This window comes from Eilatimonas milleporae (assembly GCF_003688555.1).
In the GTDB taxonomy this organism is placed as follows: Bacteria; Pseudomonadota; Alphaproteobacteria; order Sphingomonadales; family Kordiimonadaceae; genus Eilatimonas; species Eilatimonas milleporae.
In genome coordinates, this window is the sequence record NZ_REFR01000010.1 from 388,104 (window position 1) to 408,975 (window position 20,872).

The window sequence follows — 20,872 nt, forward strand, 5'->3', positions numbered from 1 at the left end:
AATGGCTTCTCACACCGTCACGCAAAACACTATGACCTTTGTTTTCAGTGCGGAGCGTAAAACCCCTATCTTCATGGCGATAGAAGAAGGTCTCTCTTGCTTCCTATGTGATGGAAAATCCGTTCTCTATTCTCAGTCATGAATGGTCCTTTGTTGAACTCACCCCATAACCAATGGTCCTTCTGTTCTCCGTCGGCGGCCAATGGTCGGGCAGCCGCATTTCATGCAGGATGACGGGCATGGCATGGCTGGCGGCCTGCCATGCCGTATCCGATCCGGCCAATCCCGCTGCCGACGATATGTATGGTCGCTTGCAACATTGTGAAGACGGCGCAATTTTTGGATTGAAATGAGAATTTCGCTGAGCCAATAAGAACTCAATAAAAAGTAGAAATTGGCGCTCTTGGGGGATTTTTATGCGCTCTTTAATCGTTTTTATCAGCGTTTTGATCGTAATTATGAGCCGTCAGGTTGTGGCGGCGGGAAATGTGGACAAGCTTGCCGGATTGTTCGCGCAGACGCCGTCTATTTGGTCGATGACGCTCTCGCCAAATGGTGACGGCGTTTCTTTCATCATTAAGGAAAGCGGTGAAGAAGTACCGCGTCTTATCGTCGCCGATATTGTTGACGGTCAGCTTCATGTCCGCCTCAGCCTGCAAAGGGACGATCACCGTTTCAAATGGGTGCAGTGGGCCAACAATAACCGTCTGCTGGTGGGTATCAGCAGCGGTTTGAAATACGGGGGCCGCGTCTATAGAAATGCAGTCAGCCGCATGATCGCCATTGACCGCAACGGCGATAACACGAAGATGCTGGCCTCCCAAAAGCGCAAGATCAAGGCCCTGAAAAATGACGATGTTCTGCACCTTCTGCCAGCGGATCCGCAGCATATCTTGATCGGTCAGGCCTCCAGCATCTTTGATCCCGAGGCATCCGTCTACAAGGTCAATATATATACCGGCGACATGGAGCGTATTCTGACGGGGCCACGCAAGGCGCATGTCAGCGACTGGTACGCGGACCATAGCGGTGTCGTAAAGCTTGGTTTTGGCGAGGACAACCGTGGTCGTGGCAGGATGATCATCCGCGTCGGTGAAACGGACGACTGGATTGAACTCGAGAAAAACGAGCTTTTTGAAGACGGACGTTTCAAGATTTTCAATTTTACAGACGACCCGCGCCATCTTTATGTGATGTCGTCCTATGCCACGGGAAAGCTGGCGCTCTACAAATTCGATATTGAAGCGGGCGAACTGGCGGGCAAGGTGTTTGAGCATGAGCGGTACGACGTGCACGGTCTTATCCGTGCACGCTCGGACGGACGGCCGCTCGCGGTAACCTATATTGCCGACAAGCTTGAATACGAATATTTGGACCCGATTTTCGCGCGCACCCGCCGCAGCCTTGAAAAGGCTCTTGGCGGTCTGCCTTTCAGGATCCTGTCAACATCTATGGATGAACTGCGCTACCTTGTGGAGGTTCAGGGGCCGACCGATCCGGGTATGGTCTATTTCTTCGACCGGGCTGAAAAAACCCTCACGCCGCTGTTCAGCTATTATGCGGATATTGAGCCAGAACAATTGCACCCCATGCAGGCTGTCAGTTTTGAGGCTCGCGACGGCCTTGAAATTCCGGGTTACATCACCCTACCGAAAAACCATGACCCCGGTCGCCCCGGCGCCGCGGTGATCTTGCCGCATAATGGTCCGCAGGCTCAGCGCAATATGGTCGGCTGGGATTATGAAGGTCAGTTTCTGGCAAGCCTTGGGTATGTGGTGTTCCAACCCAACTATCGTGGCTCCACAGGGTATGGGGAGCGCTTTCGTCTGCTCGGTGCAGGCGAATGGGGACGCGCTATGCAAGACGACCTGGCTGATGCTGCTGCCTGGCTGTCACGGACAGGATATGCCCATGCCGACCGCATCTGTATCGTCGGGTTCTACAGTTACAGCGGGTATGCAAGCCTGACGGGCGCAACGCGCGATGCCGGTAGCTACCGCTGCTCAGCGGCATGGGCGCCGGTGAGCGATATCCGCCTGATGCTGAAGGATTCGGAAAGTTGGAACGATGATACCCTGTTCTATGATCGTGTAATGGGCGATTTGGAGAAAAAAGCTTACGCATCCATTTCGCCGCTTCATATGGTCGACAGGCTAAAAGCCCCTGTTTTGCTCATACATGGCAGCGAGGATGAAGAGGTCAGTGTCAAGCATGCGCGTGAGTTTGCCAAAGCTGCGCGTAAGGCCGGCAAGCAAGTGAAGTATATTGAACTGGAAGGCGTTGGACACAGTCGCGGACAAGAAGCGATAAGACATCGTTGGCTTCGGGAATTGGGACATTTTCTCTTGGAATACAACCCTGCGCATTTGTCGGAGGGCGATGCCGAGATGGCTAGCCGCTAGGGGTGCTCCGATGCGTTTTTCCGTAATTCGTTTGCCTGGGATCCTGACAGTTTTTTCGTTGGTGGCGGCTTTTTCGCTTGCTGCGGTTTTCGGAATGGCGGTTTCCGCCGACGAACCGGCGGCGCGCGGGTTGAGCGATGACCGGCTGGTGGATTTGGCTGAGCGTTTCGGTCATGTGCCGCGCGTTTTCTCGCCGTCACTCTCACCGGATGGCACTGCCGTCGCCTATATCGAAAGCGATAAAGACAAAGGATTTGCGCGTATCATGGTCGGCGTGCTGACTGCGGAAGATGTCCAGCATGTCTCAACCATTCAGGCCCCCGGTGGAGAGACATTCGCTTGGGTGGATTGGGCCAATGATGAGCGTTTGATCGTCGGTTTTGATACGCATTTTCGCATCGGTGGTGAGCTTTACCGCTCAGCCCCCTCCAAAATGATGGCCGTGAACAGGGACGGCTCGTTGCCTGTCATTCTCGATATCATGGCATTGAGAGCGCCGCGGCGCCAACGCTCCAACGACGTTATCCATATGCTGCCGGACGATCCGGAGCATATTCTGGTTGGGCATATGGCGGGTGATGGCCGGAGCACCGGCGTCTACACGCTCAACATTTACACAGGCGAAAAAACGCCCGTGTCTGAAGCCCCCGACGGGCTGCCTGTTTTTGACTGGTATGCGGATAATACCGGCCAGATTCGCTTGGGGTATGGCGAAAATAAAGACGGTGACGGTCATATGCTCATCCGTGACGGAGAAGGTGAATGGCTCCGTTTGGAGGATATTGAACTGTTGTCGCGCGACCGTTTTTCCATACATGGTTTTTCGGACGATCCTAATATCGTCTATGTCACCGCCTCGCACACCACGGGGCGGTCGACCATATTCCGCTTTGACCTGAAGCGTCGTGTCCTTGATGGCAAGGTATATGGCCACGATAGCGTGGATGTGCAGGGGTTGCTGACAAGCCGATCCGGTAAGGCGCTAGCGGCCAGTTATTTCACGTCGCGATACGGCTTGGAATATCTGGATGAAGGGTTTCGCATGCGGCACCTTGCCCTTAAGGAAAAACTCGGCGGCCGTGATTTTACCGTACTTTCTTCCACCAAGGGCGGCAGCCTCATGCTGGTGGAAACATTCGGGTTGGATGAGCCGGGGAGGTTGTTTTTTTATCAGGCTGAAAATGATGTTCTTCGCGAGTGGGTGAGAAACTACCCGGCACTGTCTACGTCCGATATCGGGCGTACTGTGCCCGTGACATATGGTGCGAGGGACGGCGTGGAGATACCGGGTTACATCACCCTGCCGCCAGGGATGAAGCTGGACGAGGCCAAAGGCGTCGGCTTGCCGGCTATTGTGCTGCCACATGGCGGCCCGCATGTCAGAACCTTACCCCTGTTTGATTATGAGGCGAAGTTTCTGGCCGCGTTGGGATATGTCGTTCTTCAGCCCAATTTTCGCGGATCTTCAGGATATGGTTTCCGTTATATGGCGCTTGGCTGGGGCGGGTGGGGCAAGCATATGCAGGATGACCTTGTCGACGGTGCCCGCTGGCTTGTGCATGAGGGCTATGCTGCGGCAAACCGTATCTGCATCGCCGGCGGGTCTTATGGCGGCTATGCTAGCCTGATGGCATCCGTGCGTGATACGGGCACATTCCGATGCGCCGCTGCGTGGGCGCCTGTGACCGATATCAGGATGATGCTGGAGGAGGAGGACAGTTGGGATGAAGACTCTTTTGTCTACAGTCAGTTGGCGGGATACACCAAGAAGGGCAAGATCAAGGCCTATTCGCCACTCCAGCGCATAAAAGAAGTCGCTATCCCGGTCTTCGTTGCCCACGGTACCCATGATCAGGTTGTCGGCGTCGGCCAGTCACGGGCGTTTGCGAAGGCTGCGGCCAGACGTAAAAAAGCCGTCGACTATGCCGAATTTGAAGGCGAAGGGCACCATTTGCGTTATTCCCGGTACCGAACACAATGGCTTTACCGGCTTGGTGCATTTATGTCTTTGCACAATCCGGCCGTTCCTCGGCCGGAAGGGCGATAAAGCCAGTAACCGCTCGAGCTTCGGTTGTCAGGCGGGTTGATTGCCTGCTTTTGGTTTGAGGCTCCATGGCAACATCGTCGATGTTGTTGATCTGCAATGGTTTTGTCACCCGCAGTTTCTGACAGCTAGTTTCGTGTATGCCACCATACCCGCATTTATTGGTCATATGTCCATTAAATCCTTGCCCATTCAATTCTTGACTGGCGAATTCTTGATCTGGATTAAAGCCTGGGACTGGCCTTGCCTCTAGTTTCCCTTGAATGGGGAACATCTTCGATATTGAGAACCTGACCAAGACATATGGTGAGGGCGCATCTGCGGTGCATGCCCTGCGCGGTGTGACACTGACCGTACCGCAAGGAGAACTGGCCGTCCTTTTGGGGGCATCCGGAAGCGGCAAGTCCACCTTTTTGAACATAGTCGGCGGGCTTGACAGACCGACGGAAGGGCACGTGCTGTTTCAGGGGCGGGATATTACCAGCCTGTCGGATCATGATTTGACGACATACCGGCGCGACCATGTCGGTTTCGTCTTCCAGTTCTACAATCTCATACCCAGCCTGACAGCCCGTGAGAATGTGGATCTGGTAACGGAAATTGCCCGTGACCCCATGGACGCGGCGGATGCCCTGGGACTTGTCGGTATGGCGGAACGGCTGGACCATTTTCCGGCCCAGCTTTCCGGGGGCGAACAACAGCGTGTCGCCATTGCACGGGCGATTGCCAAACGCCCGACCGTTCTGCTGTGTGACGAACCCACCGGCGCACTGGACAGCAAAACCGGTGTTCTGGTGCTGGAAGCGCTTGAGAACATCAATGCGCGCACGGGGACCACAATCATGGTCATCACACACAATGCGGGTATTGCCGCCATGTCGCACCGGGTTCTGCGGTTTGTCGATGGCCGCTTGGACCGGGAGGAAATCCGCGACAGCCGTGTCAAGGCCAGTGAAATCGTGTGGTGATGGGAAATCGTGTGGTGATGGGAAATCGTGTGGTGATGGGAAATTGACCGGTGCATCTGTTCGCCACGCCTTTGAACAAAAAACTGCTGCGTGATCTGTGGCGTCTGCGCGGCCCGTTGACGGCTGTCGGCCTCGTACTGGCCTGCGGGATTATGGTTTTTATCATGTTTGCCGGTATGCTCCGCTCGCTTGAGGTCACCGGCAGCGCCTATTATGAGCGCACGCGCTTTGCCGATATATTCGCCTATGCCAAACGGGCGCCGGCGGCGCTGGAGGACCGGCTTCGCCGCATTGCCGGCGTGGCCTCGGTGGAAAGCCGCATCACCGGTGCCCTTGTCATCGATGTGCCGGGTTTTCCCGAACCCGTAACCGGCACTCTGCACTCCGTACCCGACCTCGGCCGTCCCGGTATCAATGACCTTGTCCTGCGCAAGGGACGCTGGGTGGATCACCGGCGCGCGGATGAGGTGCTGGTGCTGGAATTCTTTGCCGATGCCCATGGGCTGGATCTGGATGACGAGATCACGGCCACGGTCAATGGTAAAAAACAACGCTTGAAGATTGTCGGTACGGTGTTGTCTCCGGAATATATCTACGCGATTGCTCCGGGCAGTATTGTGCCCGACAACAAACGTTACGGCGTCTTCTGGATGGCCCGCCGCCAGTTGGAAGCCGCCTATGACATGGACGGCGCGTTCAACTCCCTGATCATGACGCTCAGGCGTGATGCCAGGGCCCAGGATGTCGTGGATCAGGTTGATACGGTACTGGACCGTTATGGCGGCACCGGGGCTTATGTGCGGGCGGATCATATCTCCGATCGTTTTCTGACCAACGAAATGGACGAATTGCGTACCCAGATCACCATTCTGCCGTCGGTATTTTTGGGTGTGGCGGCTTTTCTGCTGAACATCGTGATCATGCGCCTTGTCGCCACGGAACGCGAGATCATCGGCCTTTTAAAGGCATTCGGTTATTCCAACAGGCAGGTGGCGGGGCATTATCTGGCACTGGTCATGACCGTGGTGGTCGCGGCGTTCGTGATCGGTTGCTCGGGTGGTGGCTATCTCGGGCGCGGGCTGGCCAACCTGTATGCCGATTATTTTCATTTCCCTTTCCTGTATTTTCGGGCCGGACTGTCGGGATATGTTCTGGCCGGCGGCGTTGCCGTATTGGCTGGTGGTCTGGGGGCCATGTCGGCTATCCGGGCGGCGGTACGGCTGGACCCGGCGGATGCCATGCGCCCGCCTGCGCCGGCGGATTATTCCGGCATTGCCGCCATGGCGCGTTCCGGGTCCCGTTTTCTTGACGGACCGGGGCGTATGGTCCTGCGGCACATTCTGCGTCATCCGCGCCGCATGGCCATGTCCGTCATCGGCGTTGCGCTTGCCATGGGGCTGCTGACGGGCGCCAGTGGCAATATGGATGCCATCAATAAGATGACCTTCGTCACGTTCGAACAATCCCAGTTGCAGGATATCACCGTGACGCTTGTTGACCCCAGAAGCCGTGGCGTCGTCTACGAACTGGCACGCCTGCCGGGCGTGCAGACGGTTGAACCCTTCCGGTCCGTTCCGGCAATCCTGAAGGCGGGCACTAGGGAAAAACGCCAGGGCCTGTCCGGTGTCGTTGTCAGCCCTGACTTGAACAGGCTTATCGACGATGACGGTATGTCCGTCAATCCGCCGGAGGAGGGACTGATGATTTCCCGTTCGCTGGCCCGCACGCTTGGTGTCGGTATCGGCGATATGGTCCGCGCGGATATCACCGAAGGCCGCCGTCCCACTCTTGACCTGCGTGTCACGGCTCTTGTCGATGCCTTTGTGGGGACCCCGGCATATATGTCGGTGGGCACGTTGAACCGCCTTATGGATGAGGGGGACGCGGTTTCCGGCGCCTATCTGGCGATAGACCCGAGCCGTGCGGATGATCTGTTCACCGAATTGCGTGCCATGCCCGGTGTCGCGGGGGTGGAACTGACGCAGGCCGCTTACCGGACCTTTCTGGATATCATGGACGAGAATATGGGGCGGGCGATCACGATCAATGCGGCTTTTTCCTGCCTTATTATCTTTGGCGTGGTCTATAATACGGCGCGTATCTCTCTCTCGGAACGCGCGCGTGAGTTGGCTTCCATGCGTGTGCTGGGCTTTCACCGGGCCGAGGTATCCTTCATCCTGCTTGCCGAACTGGCGCTGGTGGTCCTCGTGGCCTTGCCCCTTGGCGCCGGTTTCGGGGCGCTTTTGTCCTATGCCATCGTCAGCAGTTTCTCCAGTGACCTGTTTACGATCCCTTTCGATTTGCAGCCGGAGACGATTGCTTCATCGGCCCTGATCGTTGTTGCCGCCGCAGGCGTCAGCGGCCTGATCGTGCGTCGCAGGATTGACCGTCTCGACCTGATAAAAGTTCTCAAAACAAGGGAATAGCCTGATGAATCCTCGGATAATGAAGCGTCTCCTTATCGCGGCTGCGGGCATTGGCGTTGCAGGGCTTGTCGTTGTGGCGATGTTGCCTGCTGCCGTGCCGGTCGATGTGGGTACCGTCACCCGGGGCAGGTTGGTCGCAACCGTGAACGAAGAAGGTCAGACCCGCGTCCGCGACATCTACACGGTGTCCTCGCCCGTGGCGGGGCGCCTGCTCAGATTGGGCCATGATGTCGGTGACGACGTGGCCGCGGGCGAGACAATTCTCGCGCGTATTCTGCCAAGCGATCCCAGTTTTCTGGATGTGCGGACCGAGGCCGAATTGCAGGCTGAGCTGGAATCTTCAAGGGCGTCCTTGCGCCTGGCCGAGGCGGACGTGCAGCGCCGCAGTGCCGAGCGTGACTTTGCCGAGGCCGAGTTGATGCGCACACAGGCCCTAAAAGCACGTGGCAATGTGTCCGAGGCCGCATTGGACCGCCGGCGTATGGCCTATAATACCGCTATTGCCGCCATGCATGAAGCCGAAGCCGCCGTCGCGGTCGCCCAGTCGCAATTGCGCCGCAGCGAGGCCGCGCTGATGGAGCCCGGCGATGAGGTGTGCGGCGAGAGACGATGCCTGATCGAGATCGCATCGCCGGCCAACGGCCGCGTGTTGCGCTTGTTGCAGGAAAGTGAAGCCGTGGTGCAGGCGGGTCAGGGCATTATTGAGGTCGGCGATCCGCGCGATCTGGAAATTGTCGTCGATCTTCTGTCCAGCGAAGCCGTGCAGGTGACCGATGGCGCGCCCGTCACCATTGAAGGATGGGGAGGCGCCTCTCTGCGTGCCCGTGTGCGCAGGGTGGAACCTTTCGGGTTTACCAAGGTTTCAGCGCTGGGTGTGGATGAACAGCGTGTCAATGTGATCATCGACTTCGTCGACGACCGGCAGCAGTGGCAAAACCTCGGGCACGGTTTTCGTGTCGATGTACGGATTGAGGTCTGGCGCGGCGAGGATGTTCTGAAAGTACCGGCCAGCGCTTTGTTCAGGATGGCGGATGGATGGGGTGTTTTCGCTGTGGATAACGGACGGGCCCGTTTTCGCGGCGTTGAAGCCGGGCGGTTTACCCCCACCGCCGTCGAGATCCTGTCCGGTCTTTCCGCCGGCGAGCAGGTTGTCCTGCACCCCGGTGTTTCCGTCGAGGACGGCGTTAAACTTGAGATACGTGATATTTCTTAATATTAAGAAAATTCATTAATATTGGGCGGGCTTTTCATTCGCGAGACTCTGTTGTTTATTCATTCAATATTCATCTTCACTACCGGATTTTAAGACGCATTTGCTTAAGGAGGAGAAAATGCGCAATTATAAGTATTCTTCTTTCATGATCCTGGGGCTGACAGTCGGTATTTTCACGGGCGTTGGGGCACGCGCCGACAGTCCCAGTTTTCGGAATTGCGAAGCCGGCTACAATTATGAAACGGTCGACGCCGGAATACTTGTCGTTCCGCCCGCCGATGGCCGGTCCTACAGTATTGATGCAGACTCCGGCGATGGTATCCGGGCGGCCTGTCAGTTTGAGTTATTGTTCGGTTTTTATCTGCACGGTGAATACCGTGAGGCCAGTGTGGATCTCGATGTCGATGTGACATCCGCTTTTGGCGAGACCGCCAGTGCCAGTTTCGATCTGGATACCCAGGTCTGGCGATTGGGTGCGGGATATGCGCTGGACCTACCGATGAACCTGTCCATATATGGCCAGGCGGCCTACACCGAGACGGATTTCGACGCCAATCGTATTGTCGTTCCTTTTCCGGACGATACCGAGGAACTGATCTCGGAAAATCTGTTCGCCGGCAGCTCCGGTTTCGATGCCGAGGTGGGCGCCCGTTGGATGGCAACCGACCGGTTGGAGGTCGGCGGTTTTGTCCGTTACACCGATGTGGGCTCTCCTGATTTCGTTCCCGTCGGTGTGCAAAATCCGATCAATGAAACCGGCGGTGAGGACGGTTTGCGCACCACTGAGGACTGGCGCGGCGGGGCCAACGCTGCTTTCAACATATTCGGCCCGGCATGGGTTTCGGCCCGGTATGAATTCGCAGGCGATGTGGATGCGCTGTTCGCCGGCCTGCGTGTGGCGTTTTAATCGCCTGGCACCATACGCCTAGTCTATATCCTGTTGGCCCATATCCTGTTTGCAAGGGGGAATGCTGCGGCATTCCCCCTTTGCGTCGCCGCAATCCCGCCGGGACAGTCATGCTTGCGGATCCGGTTTCCCTTATGGACGGCTTTGTTCTGAACAGTGTTTGGACCTGTAATTCAGAAAATATTCAGCTGCGTTTCCTCAATATGACAACAGTGTTCGGTGTCCGATTTCTTTGGGCGAAACAAGTCCGGTTCTCTTCTTTTTGAAAGTGAGAATGCCGGACCATATTCGGGGGTAAAATCATGAACCGTCTGTTGCTTTTTTTACTTGGGCTCGCTCCGGCTTTATCGGCTTGCGAATATGTCACCACGGGGCAGGCGGCGGTTCAGACCGACAGTGGATATGCGCAGGGTATTGCCGATGTCCGCATCACGGAAAACTGGTTTCGTGACAATGTCTCCATCCAGGTCGCCCTGCGGAACGGTGAATTCTTTGCAGGCAGTGCGGTCATTGAAAAATCGACGCGGAATTTCACCAGGGACATCGTGGTTGAGGTCGAAGATCCCGAAACAGGCATTTTGGAGCCTGAAGTCCGTCGGCTTGACGCGTCCGAGGATATCTATGCGTCCACCGCGCAGGCGGTTCTGATCGGTACGGACGGCAGAACGATGGAATGTGATTTCACCTTGAACCGGCCGGCGGACGGCTTCAATGCAGGCGGTATTGGCGAATGTCTCCTGTCCACCGGCGAGAAAATGCCGATACTGTTTTAACAGCGGTTATATTTACGGAGGTTCCGCCGGTAGAAAACGCGCGCAACTGTCTTGACAGGATGCATGGTAAGCCGATAGTGAAAATCATTCTCATGTCATGGGCAGGACACAGTGAAACGCGTTTGGTTGGATCTTCATCGCTGGATGGGGCTGAAGCTTTCCATCCTGATCAGCTTTGTGCTGATTACGGGGACATTGGCCACGGTCTCCCACGAAATTGACTGGCTGATCGATCCAGCACGCCGTGTATTGCCCGTCCATGAGGCCGAGACATATGACTGGCAGGGCATGGCCGACGCCGCCCGGACCGCGCGCCCGGACTGGTCGGTGGAATGGATCGCGGCTCCGCTCGATCCCTGGTTCGCCGCCGAAGCGGTCGCGCTGACGGATGAGGGCGAGCGGCGGCGCCTGTTCATTCATCCGGGAACGCTGGCGGTTCAGGGAGAGGGCGGTTGGTTCAACGCCCAGCGTTTGTTTCGGGATTCCCACCGCAGACTGATGATTTTCAATGCCTATGGCATCATTCTTGTCTCCAGCCTGTCCATACTGCTTATTGTGTCCCTGATCTCCGGACTGTTTGTGTACAAGAAATTCTGGCGCGGTTTCTTCAAGAAACCCCGCACGCGCGACCCCCGCACCCTGTGGGGGGACCTGCACCGGCTGGGCGGTGTATGGAGCATCTGGTTCATCATTGTCATTGCCCTGACAGGCTTGTGGTATCTGGCTGAGGCAACCGGTCGTCTGGCAGGGCTGACCGTCGGTCCCTTTCCCGAGCAGGTGCCATACCATGACGCGGCCACGGTTCAGCCCGTGATACCGGACTTTGTTTCATTGAACGATATGGCCGCAAGCGCGCGCGGTGCTTTGCCCGGCTACCGCATAGATCAGGTGTTCCTGCCCCGGTATGCCGACGAGCCGGTACGTTTTCACGGCCATACGGATGCCATTCTGGTGCGGGGCAGGGGCAATGCCGTGTCGCTCGATGCCCGCACGGGCCGTATCGTCGGTATTGTGGACGGACACACGCTTACGGTTATGCAGCGGGTCAGTGAAATGGCCGATCCCCTCCATTTCGGCACCTTCGGCGGTTGGCCGACCAAGCTGCTGTATTTCCTCTTCGGGATTATTCTGTCGGCCATGTCACTCAGCGGTGTCTATATCTTTTCCGCCCGCATGCGGAAGGCACATCAGCGCCGCGAGGCATCCGCCTCCAGGGGCGCCCCCATGCCGGAGGCAGCGGAATGAAAACGAGAGCATATCGTCCCGCGTGGCGTGGCATGGGGATATGGAAATGGCTCTCGCTGGCCGGGGTTCTGTTTTCCCTTGCCATCATTGCGCCTTATGTACGCTTGGCTGGCGGGTCTTTTCACATTCGCGGAGACCGGATCGAAGGGATACTGGCCGGCTGTACCCTTCATCTGGGTTTGCTGCGCGAAGACAACGGGGTTCGCATCACCGCACAAATGGATCCTGTATGCGCCCGCGGGGTGGACACGCCCACGGTACGCCTGCGCGCCAGGGGTGGCGCGACGCTTAGCGAGGCCAGTTTAAAGGGGGGACCGAACAGTCTACGCGCGGTTCTGTCCCTGGCACAGGACGGCCCGGATGAAAACAAAAAACCCCTGATATTTGAGGTGGAAACGCTGGACTGGCAGGGCAGACCGGCAGTGGTGACATGGCCTTATCCCGTGGCCGCGTCCTGACGGACCTCTCTGACAAACACACTCACGAAAAGCCAACCTTCACATGATGAAACGCCTCCGACAGGAGGCATATCGGGCGGACAGGATTAAGAAATGCAAATAAAACGCATAAGCAATTCAGGAAGGAGACAGACGGTGCAAAAAGATGCATCCGGGCTGGCGACAGTGTCGCTGGCCGCGATCATGCTGGCCGCTTTTGGCGGAACGGCGGCAGCGGGAGCAGGGGCGGAGACATCTGTGCGGGACGATAGCGGTATGTCGCGGGCTGCGGACCAGACGGAAACCGCTCAGACCGACGGCCTTGAAGAGGTGGATGTGGCAGAAGAAATCCTTGTCACCGGACGGGCACAGCAATTTTATCTGCAAACAACGCCAAGCCTTGGCAACAAGTTCCCGGATGACTTAAAGAATATTCCACAATCCATTCAAATACTGACAAAACAATTGATTGAGGATCAGGGCGCCGTTGAGATCACCGACCTGTATCGCAACATTTCCTCAGTCTCCATCTTCAGCTATTCCGGTGTCACTTTCCGCGGGTTTCGCCAGGATGAAATCCGCTATGACGGCCTGCTCGGCGACCCGTTTTCAGGCTTTTCCGTACCGCTGCTGTTCGATATCGAGCAGGTGGAAGTCATCAAGGGGCCGTCCGGGGCCCTGTTCGGCGGCGGTGAGCCCGGCGGCCTGATCAACTATGCCACCCGGGGGCCGGACGATGAGTTCGGCGGGTACGTCCGTTTGGTCGGCGGCAATTTTGACCTGCGCGGCGCGCGGGCCGAGGTGACCGGACCGCTCGACGAGGCCGGAACCCTGCTGTTCCGTCTGGGCGCGGCCTATGAGGATGTGGAACCGTTCCGTTTCAACACGGACAAGGAAGATCTGGTTCTGGCGGCGGATATTGAATGGAGACCCGGCCCCGATACACAGGCCTGGTTGAAATTCGACTATGTCGAACAGGATTTTCAGGGCGCGCGTCTGCGGGGCGTGCCGGTGGATGATGAAGGCGAATTTCTGACCACGCGGCGTTTCAACACCAATGAAGAGACGGACTTTCAGCGTCTGGAGGCAACGGCCTTCACCGGGTCTTTCAATCAGCGACTGACGGATGCTCTGTCCTTCACCCTCTCTGGCCGTGCGGTTCTGAGCCAGGAGCGTCAGAATTATCATGAAAACCGCGGTCTTTTCATCAATGATGAGGGCGTTGCCCGTGTACGCCGGGAATTTCGCGATCAGGACCGCGATATCCAACAATATTCAGCACTGGCTGAATTCGTCTATGATTTCGATATCGGCGATACCGAGCATACTTTCCTGTTCGGCGGGGAGTTCTTTCGCAGGGACGGGGAGGATTTTTTTCTGATATCGTCGGACTCCCGTCGTGCAGGGCAATTCCCGCCGAATTTTATCGTGCCGGATTTGAATCTGATCGACCCTGATTACGGAAATTCCAACCCCGACCTGTTCGACCCGTTTTTCCAGACCGAGCGGACAACCCAGTTCGACCAGTGGGCCATTTACGCCCAGGATCAGATTGCCGTGACGGATCGGTTGAAACTGTCCCTCGGCGCCCGGTTTGAAGGCTTTTCCGAAGATCTGGACTCTGTGCAGACCATTCTTGTGACCGGCCAGGCAACCGAGGCCGTCGCGTCAGCCAGCGATGAAACGGTGACGGTGCGGACCGGTCTTGTCTATGACTGGACCGACAGCTTCACCACCTATTTCAATTTTTCCACCGGCTTCACGCCGCAAGGGGTTGCCAGTCAGGAACCGGAAGCGGGCGGTCCCTTCAATCCCGAACGGGGCCGGTTGTTCGAAGTGGGTGCGAAATGGGATCTGATGCAGGACAAGGTCTATCTGCAGACGGCGCTGTATCAGATCAACAAGACCAATATTCTTGTGGCGGACCCCGCGCCCGACGCCCCGACCGGGGCGCTGGCCACTATCGGTGAAGCCAGGTCCCGTGGGGTCGAGGTCGATCTTGTCGGCGATATCACCACGGAATGGTCCGTTGCCCTGAATTACGCCTACAATGACACGGTCATTCTGGAGGGTTCGGACGAAATCATCAATGCCGTCGGGGACGAATTCGCCAATGCGCCCGACCATCAGCTCGGCTTCTGGACGCGGTATGACATCCCGGTCATTGCCTCGGCCATTACCTTCGGCGGTGAATATGTCTCGGAGCGTATCAGCCTGAGCGGCCAGGAGGTGGACCCTTACGCCATCTTCGACGCCGGCTGGATCACCAACTGGCGCAACCTTCAGTTTCAGGTCAATGTGCGGAACCTGTTCGACAAGGTCTATGCCGAAAGCGGCTTTATCTCGCGTACCGGCCATTTCCCCGGCGAACCCCGCACGGTCAGGGTGGAGGTCACGGCCCGCTTTTGACCGGGGTCAGGGGCTGCCGCCGTGCCGGCAGGCGGGACGGAACACGTCCGCGTTTCAGGTTTGCCGGCACGGCACAGACACAGGCGGCATCCGGTATACAGCCCCCATATCCGGAGTTAACCGCCGAGAACCCTGATCAACTGCATCAGTTTATCCCTATCGGCGGGATCGGCTATGCGCTGGTGCGCACTGACAATGTCGCGGGTTTCCTGACGCTGGTAGGCATCGAATTTTTTACCGTTTGCACAGCCGCAGGGTTTCCCGCCGATGTCTTCGAAGAAATAACCGATGGCCACATCCAGCAGTCTGGCCAGTTTGTACAGGCTGCTTGAACTGACGCGGTTTTTGCCCTGTTCATATTTTTGTATCTGCTGAAAGGTAACGCCGAGTTCCTCGCCCAGGCTGCGCTGGGTCAGTCTGAGATATTTTCGCCGGTCCCGTATTCTTTTCCCGACATAAATGTCGATGGGATGTGCAGTGTCTGTCATGAAGTGCCCCTTTTTTGTCAGGTAATCAGGTCTGGACAGGGAGAAAATGCCGTATTCGATAGTCTGAACTCTTTTAGTGGCGGGCTTCGTTGTGCAGTTTCACCACACGCAAAAAACGCGCACCGAGATTTCTGTTCACGCCCGCGCGTTGCAGCAGTTTCACAAAGGCCTTGCCGTCCTTCAGGCTCAGCACGTCCCGCACATAGCCCAGGGTTTCCCCCGATTGCAGTGCCAGTGTGCTGACCAGAAACGAGAAGCAACCTTCCTCGGCAACCTCCAGCGCCTGATAGTGATACAACTCGCCCCTTTGGCGCATATTGATGACAATGGAATGCACCTGGCCCGGGTCGGCGTTTTTGACCTGCTGCATGATCCAGTCGGTACCGCGCACATTCATCTTGACGGCCGTCACCGACCCCTTGATGGCATAGTTGGTGGTCAGCTTCTCACGGGCGAAAGAGGACACAGCCTCTATGATGTCCTTCACCACGTCGATCGGCAGGTCCAGCCTCAGGGCCAGCATATCCATCAGATACCGGTTGTCGTGAAAGCGTTCGGCGATTTTCCGTGCGGCCTTGTCGGTCAGGATGATGAATTTGTTGACGACCAGCAGTGTAACGCTTTGGGCACCGCCGGAAACCGCGATGGCATAAACCGTTTGGTCCTTGAGATCTGGCCGTTTCGCCAACACCGATACGGCGTATTCCTTTAAAAAAGGAACCAGATTGGCCATCTGTTTGTCGGTAAAGGCGTCTGTGTGGATAAGAAAGGGTGTGGCCACACACTCGATATCGCTGGCGATTTCTTCCGCCAAGTCCAGCGGCAGATTTTCGCATGTCGCCAGTTTTTCCGATAAGTCTTTTCTGACGGTAACGTCCGTGTCCCTTGCCAGGGCCCAGGTTATGCCCTCCACAAAACTCTTATTCTCGTCCGTCTCTTCGCCCGGGTCCCATTCGCTTGAAAAATACTGTTGGGCGCAGAGTGTCAGATCCAGCTTGGTTTCCGTGGAAATATTGGCAAGGTTGCTTGCTGTCTGGTTCATTGGTTGGGCCCGTTCTTCTCGCAAACGTTGCCCGACCCCCTAATGAATGCAATTATTTCTACTGCAATCATTAACAAATTCTTAAAAATAAATCGGATTTGTTGAAAATTCTACCAGTTATAAAACCCCTGGGTCGGGAATTGTGTAATTTCACATAACCACCACAGGTTTCCTTGGCTATATAAGTCCTACATAAAAACTGTCATCTTCCTGAAAAAAACCTGAACTTCGCGCGGTTGATCAATTAAAGATATGATGTTGTATTTAGACTATTTTTTGTTGAGTTCTTCAAACAACCCTCTTGGTTTTCCGTATCGGTTGCACTGACAACCGGCCACAATTTTTGGTTCTTCACATGTTGGGGGCACCGCATTCCGAAAAGACTGTCATGGCAGTGGTTGTTCAGGGTGTGCCGCATGGTTTTTTTGTGCCGAAATGACAGGGTTATCAGTGCGACTCGGCTAAAGTTTGCCCGTTTTGTGAAAGATTATTAGGAAATCCCGGACACGGTTAGTCCCTGTGCCCCCACCTGCGCCGCCGCCCACAGATCGTCTTCAAAATGGGTCAGGACGGTCAGGGACAGCGGTGCGATCTGAAATTTCAGGGCCTGCCCGCCCGACAGGCCGAGTGCGACGGCGAGCGCCGCGCGGATGGAGCCGGCATGGGCGCAGACGAACAGGGTTTGGCCGCCATGCCCGGCCACCATCCCGGCCAGGGCCGGCCGCACCCGGGCGCAGACATCCATGAAACTTTCGCCGTTCGGCGGGGCGTGCCGCGCCAGTGTATCGCCCGGCATCGGCCCCAGATCGGGCAAGGCGGTGTGGGGGCGGCCCTCCCAGTCGCCGAAATCCTGTTCCCAAAGGCGCGGGTCCGTACTGATGCCGAGTTTGGCCGCATCTGACTGTAGGCCCTCCGGCCACAGGGCGTGGACCGTCTGGACACAGCGCCGCGCCGGACTGGTGACGATATGGTCGATCCCCTGTCCGGCGAGGGTGAAACCGGATTGCGGCGTGACGGTCGTGCAATCCGCGTCCGCGTCGCTGCGGCCGTGCAGCCGGCCGGCATCGCGGATGGGCGCATGCCGCAGGAACAGGATTTTTGTCGCAACGGTCTTTTTCACGGCCCACCCTGTGGTCTAAAAGATGAATCATTCATTGGCTTTACCCGCCATCCGTTCCGTCATTCTCAGAAGGGGCCGCGCCCTTGGCAAGAATTCTTCTCATCACCGGCGGCGCCCGCTCCGGCAAAAGCACCTTTGCCGAGGACCGCGCCGCCGCATATGCACCCCCCTGGGCCTATCTGGCAACGGCCGAGGCCCGCGACACGGAAATGACCGCGCGGATCCGCCTGCACCAAACGCGCCGGGGTCCGGACTGGCACACCCATGAAGACGGGACCGCGCTCGTCGAGACCCTGCGCCGGACCGAGGACGGCTTTGGCGTGCGTCTGGTGGACTGTCTGACCCTGTGGCTGAGCCGCCTGATGGAGGAGGACGCCGATATCGCGGCAGAGACCGGCGTGCTCTGCGACTATCTGCGGGGTACGAAAACCCCCGTGATCCTGGTCGGCAATGAGGTCGGTCTCGGCATCGTGCCGGCAAACGCGCTGGCGCGGGCCTTTCGCGATGAGGCCGGGCGCCTGAACCAGGCGGTGGCGGCCGTGGCGGATGAAGTGGTTTTCATGGTCGCCGGTCTGCCGATGACGGTGAAACCGGCATGAGGGCGGACGGGCGCATAGCGTTTGCCGGTATATCCGAAATATCGGATCTGGCCGCCGGCCTGACGGACCGGGACGCGGACAGTGCCGCCGTGGCCATGGTCCGGACGCGCCAAAGCCGGCTGACCAAGCCGCAAGGATCGCTCGGCCGGCTTGAGGATATGGCCGCTTTCCTCGCCGGCTGGCAGCGGCGGGCCATGCCGCGCCTCGATACGGTTCAGGCCCTGGTCTTTGCCGGCAATCACGGTGTCTGTGAACAGGGGATCAGCCCCTATCCGCAAAGCGTCACGGCCCAGATGGTCGACAATTTCCGGCGGGGCGGGGCGGCGATCAACCAGCTCTGCCGCATATACGGCGCCGATTTGTCCGTCACCGCGCTGGATCTGGACCGGCCGACGGCGGATTTCACACAAGGTCCGGCTTTGGACGAGGCGGCTTTGCTCGCCGCCGTCAATGCCGGGGTGGGGGCGGTGGACCCAGGGGCGGACCTCGTCCTGCTCGGGGAAATGGGCATCGGCAACAGCACGGTCGCGGCAGGCCTGGCCTGTGCGCTGTTCGGCGGCGACCCCGCCGACTGGGTCGGCCCCGGCACTGGCCTGGACGGTGCCGGTATCGCCCGCAAGACCGCCGTGGTCGCCGCCGCTCTCGCCCGTCACACCCGCTGTGTCGACACGCCCGCCGATCCGCTGGCCATCCTGGCGTCCCTGGGCGGGCGGGAACAGGCCGCGCTGTTCGGCGCCGTTCTGGCGGCGCGGCTTTTGTCCGTGCCGGTTCTCCTGGACGGGTTCATCTGCTGTGCGGCGGCGGCGGTGCTGCACGCGCTCAACCCGCAAGGGCTGGACCACGCGCTGGCCGGCCACTGTTCGGCGGAACCGGGGCATGCCCGGCTGCTGGCGTGTCTGGACAAGGAGCCCCTGCTTGATCTGGGCATGCGCCTTGGCGAGGGCACGGGCGCGGCGGTCGCCCTGGGGCTTCTGCGGGGGGCGCTGGCCTGCCACACCGGCATGGCGACCTTTGCCGACGCCGGTGTGGATGAGGCGGGCGTGCAGACATGACGGACCGTCCGCTGAACGATCTTCTGGCCGATCTTCTGGCCGATCTGCGCGCGGCGCTGATGCTGTTGACGCGTCTGCCCGTCTGGCGGCTTGCGGATGACGGCCCGCCGGACCTGTCGCGCAGTGTCTGGGCCTATCCGCCGGTGGGCGCTCTTGTCGGCGGCCTCGGCGCCGCCGTCTGGGCTGCCGGTGCGGGCCTCGGTGTGCCGGCCCTTGTGGCGGCGGTTCTGGCCTTTGCGGCGACCATTCTTGCCACCGGCGCCTTTCATGAGGACGGCCTGGCGGATACCGCCGACGGCCTTGGCGGCGGCCTGACAGTGGACCGGAAGCTGGAAATCATGCGCGACAGCCGCATCGGCACTTATGGCACCGTGGCCGTCGTGCTCAGCCTTGGCCTGCGGATCGCGGCGCTGTCGGCGTTGCCGCTGCCCCTGGGTGCGGCCGCCCTTGTCACGCTGGCCTGCGCCAGTCGGGGGGCGATTGTCCTGATGCTGGCCGGTCTCGCCCCGGCGCGGACGGGCGGCATGGGCGCCGTGGCCGGCAACCCGCCACGGGCCGTGGTGGTCGCGGGGCTCATACTGGCCGCTTTGCCGCTGGTGTTCTGGCCCTTTGGCATGGGCGCGGGCATGGGCGTGGCCGTCATTGCCGCCACCGCCTGTGTCGCATGGACCGCGCGGCGGCAGGTCGGCGGATATACCGGCGATCTGCTCGGCGCGGGCCAGCAGCTGTCCGAATGTGCCGGCTGGGTTGTCCTTGCCGCCCTGCTGCCGTCTTAAGCGGCCAGCAGCACACCGGCCACCATGGCGGCGAAAAGCAGCATGGCACGCCTGTACAGACCAAGGGCCCGGTCGATATCGTCGGGCGTTGCCGCCGCCCGTCCGTCGCCGAGCCAGGCGCCCGCCACCGCCATGTCGCCGTAAGCGCGCGGCCCGCCCAGACGCAGGTCCAGCGCGCCAGCGATCGCCGCTTCCGGCCAGCCGGCATTGGGCGAGCGGTGCGCCCCGGCATACCGCCAGGCGGCGGCGAGGGCCTGGGGGCAGCGCCGTCCGGCCGCCACGGCGATAAGCAGGGCGGTCAGGCGTGCCGGCAGCAGGTTGAGCCCGTCGTCCAGCCGTGCCGCCGCCCATCCGAAATGCCGGTAGCGGTCGTCCCTGTGCCCGATCATGCTGTCCGCCGTGTTGACGGCCTTATAGACCACGATGCCGGGCAGCCCGAAGGCGAGATAGGCGAGCGCCGGGGCGATCACCCCGTCCGAGAAATTTTCCGCAAGGCTTTCGATGGCCGCGCGGCAGATGCCGGTTTCGTCCAGCGTCCGCACATCGCGCCCGACGATGCGCGCCACTGCCGCCCGCCCGCCGTCCGGCCCCTCCTGGTGCAGGGCGCGGGCGACCGCCCGCACATGGTCATACAGGCTGCGCCCGGCCAGCAGCGAGGCCGCGATCAGCATATCGCCGATCCAGCCGAACGGCAGGCCCTTGAGGCCGGCGGCAAGCACGCCGGCCTCACCGCCGCACAGACCGACAAGCCCGGCAATGAAAAGGATGCCGAGAACCCGCCGCAGGGCAGGCCGGGCCCCGTCCCGGTTCAGCACCCTGTCGCCGCGTGTGATCAGCGCGCCGATCCACGTCACCGGGTGGCCGATGCGCCGGTACAATGCGTCGGGATAGCCGATGGCCGCATCCCATATGAGGGCGGCCAGCAGCAGGGCGGCGGGCGGGGCCGCCCACAGGGCCGCGTCCCACACGGG

Annotated in this window: 17 protein-coding genes; 13 read left to right on the forward strand and 4 right to left on the reverse strand. The window is 59.1% G+C overall.

Going from position 1 to position 20,872, the window contains the following annotated elements; all coding sequences use genetic code 11:
* Window positions 1-416: 416 nt before the first annotated feature.
* The 10 genes from BXY39_RS06595 to BXY39_RS06640 all read left to right on the forward strand — a co-directional run bounded on the left by BXY39_RS06595 (window position 417) and on the right by BXY39_RS06640 (window position 14,824).
* Window positions 417-2,402, forward strand: coding sequence for an alpha/beta hydrolase family protein (locus BXY39_RS06595; protein ID WP_121938048.1), 1,986 nt, complete (start codon window positions 417-419; stop codon window positions 2,400-2,402).
* A 10-nt stretch (window positions 2,403-2,412) separates the two neighbouring features.
* Window positions 2,413-4,449: an alpha/beta hydrolase family protein gene (locus tag BXY39_RS06600; RefSeq protein ID WP_170163677.1), complete on the forward strand. Its 2,037-nt coding sequence runs from the start codon at window positions 2,413-2,415 to the stop codon at window positions 4,447-4,449.
* Between the two features lie 260 nt (window positions 4,450-4,709).
* Window positions 4,710-5,414, forward strand: coding sequence for an ABC transporter ATP-binding protein (locus tag BXY39_RS06605; RefSeq protein WP_121938050.1), 705 nt, complete (start codon window positions 4,710-4,712; stop codon window positions 5,412-5,414).
* Between the two features lie 50 nt (window positions 5,415-5,464).
* A complete protein-coding gene (locus BXY39_RS06610) occupies window positions 5,465-7,840 on the forward strand; it encodes an ABC transporter permease (protein WP_121938051.1) in 2,376 nt (791 codons plus the stop codon).
* A gap of 19 nt (window positions 7,841-7,859) precedes the next feature.
* On the forward strand, window positions 7,860-9,053 hold the full coding sequence (locus tag BXY39_RS06615) for an efflux RND transporter periplasmic adaptor subunit (protein ID WP_170163678.1): 1,194 nt from the start codon (window positions 7,860-7,862) through the stop codon (window positions 9,051-9,053).
* A 118-nt stretch (window positions 9,054-9,171) separates the two neighbouring features.
* The gene (locus BXY39_RS06620) at window positions 9,172-9,960 is read left to right on the forward strand and encodes a hypothetical protein (protein WP_121938053.1); all 789 of its coding nucleotides are present in this window, start codon (window positions 9,172-9,174) and stop codon (window positions 9,958-9,960) included.
* 302 nt (window positions 9,961-10,262) lie between these two features.
* Window positions 10,263-10,733, forward strand: coding sequence for a hypothetical protein (locus BXY39_RS06625; RefSeq protein ID WP_121938054.1), 471 nt, complete (start codon window positions 10,263-10,265; stop codon window positions 10,731-10,733).
* Window positions 10,734-10,844: 111 nt separating this feature from the next.
* Window positions 10,845-11,978: a PepSY-associated TM helix domain-containing protein gene (locus tag BXY39_RS06630; RefSeq protein WP_147453491.1), complete on the forward strand. Its 1,134-nt coding sequence runs from the start codon at window positions 10,845-10,847 to the stop codon at window positions 11,976-11,978.
* Window positions 11,975-12,436 (forward strand): hypothetical protein, encoded by a 462-nt coding sequence (locus BXY39_RS06635; RefSeq protein ID WP_147453492.1) that lies wholly within the window; start codon window positions 11,975-11,977, stop codon window positions 12,434-12,436. The genes BXY39_RS06630 and BXY39_RS06635 overlap by 4 nt, the downstream gene beginning before the upstream one ends.
* A gap of 135 nt (window positions 12,437-12,571) precedes the next feature.
* A complete protein-coding gene (locus BXY39_RS06640; protein WP_170163679.1) occupies window positions 12,572-14,824 on the forward strand; it encodes a TonB-dependent siderophore receptor in 2,253 nt (750 codons plus the stop codon).
* 116 nt (window positions 14,825-14,940) lie between these two features.
* Here the strand turns inward: BXY39_RS06640 and BXY39_RS06645 are convergent, their stop codons facing one another.
* The 3 genes from BXY39_RS06645 to BXY39_RS06655 form a co-directional block, all read right to left on the reverse strand.
* Window positions 14,941-15,312, reverse strand: a complete 372-nt coding sequence (locus BXY39_RS06645; RefSeq protein WP_121938058.1) for a helix-turn-helix domain-containing protein — start codon at window positions 15,310-15,312, stop codon at window positions 14,941-14,943.
* Window positions 15,313-15,385: 73 nt separating this feature from the next.
* Window positions 15,386-16,354 (reverse strand): DUF2336 domain-containing protein, encoded by a 969-nt coding sequence (locus BXY39_RS06650; protein WP_121938059.1) that lies wholly within the window; start codon window positions 16,352-16,354, stop codon window positions 15,386-15,388.
* A gap of 490 nt (window positions 16,355-16,844) precedes the next feature.
* Window positions 16,845-17,474 carry a histidine phosphatase family protein gene (locus BXY39_RS06655; protein ID WP_121938060.1) on the reverse strand — a complete coding sequence of 210 codons (630 nt, stop codon included), beginning with the start codon at window positions 17,472-17,474 and terminating at the stop codon, window positions 16,845-16,847.
* A gap of 83 nt (window positions 17,475-17,557) precedes the next feature.
* Between BXY39_RS06655 and cobU the strand changes: the two genes are divergently transcribed.
* From cobU to cobS, 3 genes are read left to right on the forward strand one after another with little or no spacing between them, the layout of a single operon-like run.
* Window positions 17,558-18,073 carry a bifunctional adenosylcobinamide kinase/adenosylcobinamide-phosphate guanylyltransferase gene (gene cobU, locus BXY39_RS06660; RefSeq protein ID WP_121938061.1) on the forward strand — a complete coding sequence of 172 codons (516 nt, stop codon included), beginning with the start codon at window positions 17,558-17,560 and terminating at the stop codon, window positions 18,071-18,073.
* On the forward strand, window positions 18,070-19,125 hold the full coding sequence (cobT, locus tag BXY39_RS06665; protein ID WP_121938062.1) for a nicotinate-nucleotide--dimethylbenzimidazole phosphoribosyltransferase: 1,056 nt from the start codon (window positions 18,070-18,072) through the stop codon (window positions 19,123-19,125). The genes cobU and cobT overlap by 4 nt, the downstream gene beginning before the upstream one ends.
* Window positions 19,122-19,901: an adenosylcobinamide-GDP ribazoletransferase gene (gene cobS / locus BXY39_RS06670; protein WP_211332118.1), complete on the forward strand. Its 780-nt coding sequence runs from the start codon at window positions 19,122-19,124 to the stop codon at window positions 19,899-19,901. Before cobT ends, cobS begins: the two co-directional genes overlap by 4 nt.
* Here cobS and cbiB read toward each other — a convergent pair.
* On the reverse strand, window positions 19,898-20,869 hold the full coding sequence (gene cbiB, locus BXY39_RS06675; protein WP_211332119.1) for an adenosylcobinamide-phosphate synthase CbiB: 972 nt from the start codon (window positions 20,867-20,869) through the stop codon (window positions 19,898-19,900). The genes cobS and cbiB overlap by 4 nt on opposite strands.
* Window positions 20,870-20,872: the final 3 nt, after the last annotated feature.

What these genes read in the sequence shown, in the direction of transcription:
- BXY39_RS06595 (WP_121938048.1), top strand. Translation starts at nt 417, where the DNA reads ATGCGCTCTTTAATCGTTTTTATCAGCGTTTTGATCGTAATTATGAGC.
- BXY39_RS06600 (WP_170163677.1), top strand. Translation starts at nt 2,413, where the DNA reads ATGCGTTTTTCCGTAATTCGTTTGCCTGGGATCCTGACAGTTTTTTCG.
- BXY39_RS06605 (WP_121938050.1), top strand. Translation starts at nt 4,710, where the DNA reads ATGGGGAACATCTTCGATATTGAGAACCTGACCAAGACATATGGTGAG.
- BXY39_RS06615 (WP_170163678.1), top strand. Translation starts at nt 7,860, where the DNA reads ATGAAGCGTCTCCTTATCGCGGCTGCGGGCATTGGCGTTGCAGGGCTT.
- BXY39_RS06620 (WP_121938053.1), top strand. Translation starts at nt 9,172, where the DNA reads ATGCGCAATTATAAGTATTCTTCTTTCATGATCCTGGGGCTGACAGTC.
- BXY39_RS06625 (WP_121938054.1), top strand. Translation starts at nt 10,263, where the DNA reads ATGAACCGTCTGTTGCTTTTTTTACTTGGGCTCGCTCCGGCTTTATCG.
- BXY39_RS06635 (WP_147453492.1), top strand. Translation starts at nt 11,975, where the DNA reads ATGAAAACGAGAGCATATCGTCCCGCGTGGCGTGGCATGGGGATATGG.
- BXY39_RS06645 (WP_121938058.1), bottom strand. Translation starts at nt 15,312, where the DNA reads ATGACAGACACTGCACATCCCATCGACATTTATGTCGGGAAAAGAATA.
- BXY39_RS06650 (WP_121938059.1), bottom strand. Translation starts at nt 16,354, where the DNA reads ATGAACCAGACAGCAAGCAACCTTGCCAATATTTCCACGGAAACCAAG.
- cobT (WP_121938062.1), top strand. Translation starts at nt 18,070, where the DNA reads ATGAGGGCGGACGGGCGCATAGCGTTTGCCGGTATATCCGAAATATCG.
- cobS (WP_211332118.1), top strand. Translation starts at nt 19,122, where the DNA reads ATGACGGACCGTCCGCTGAACGATCTTCTGGCCGATCTTCTGGCCGAT.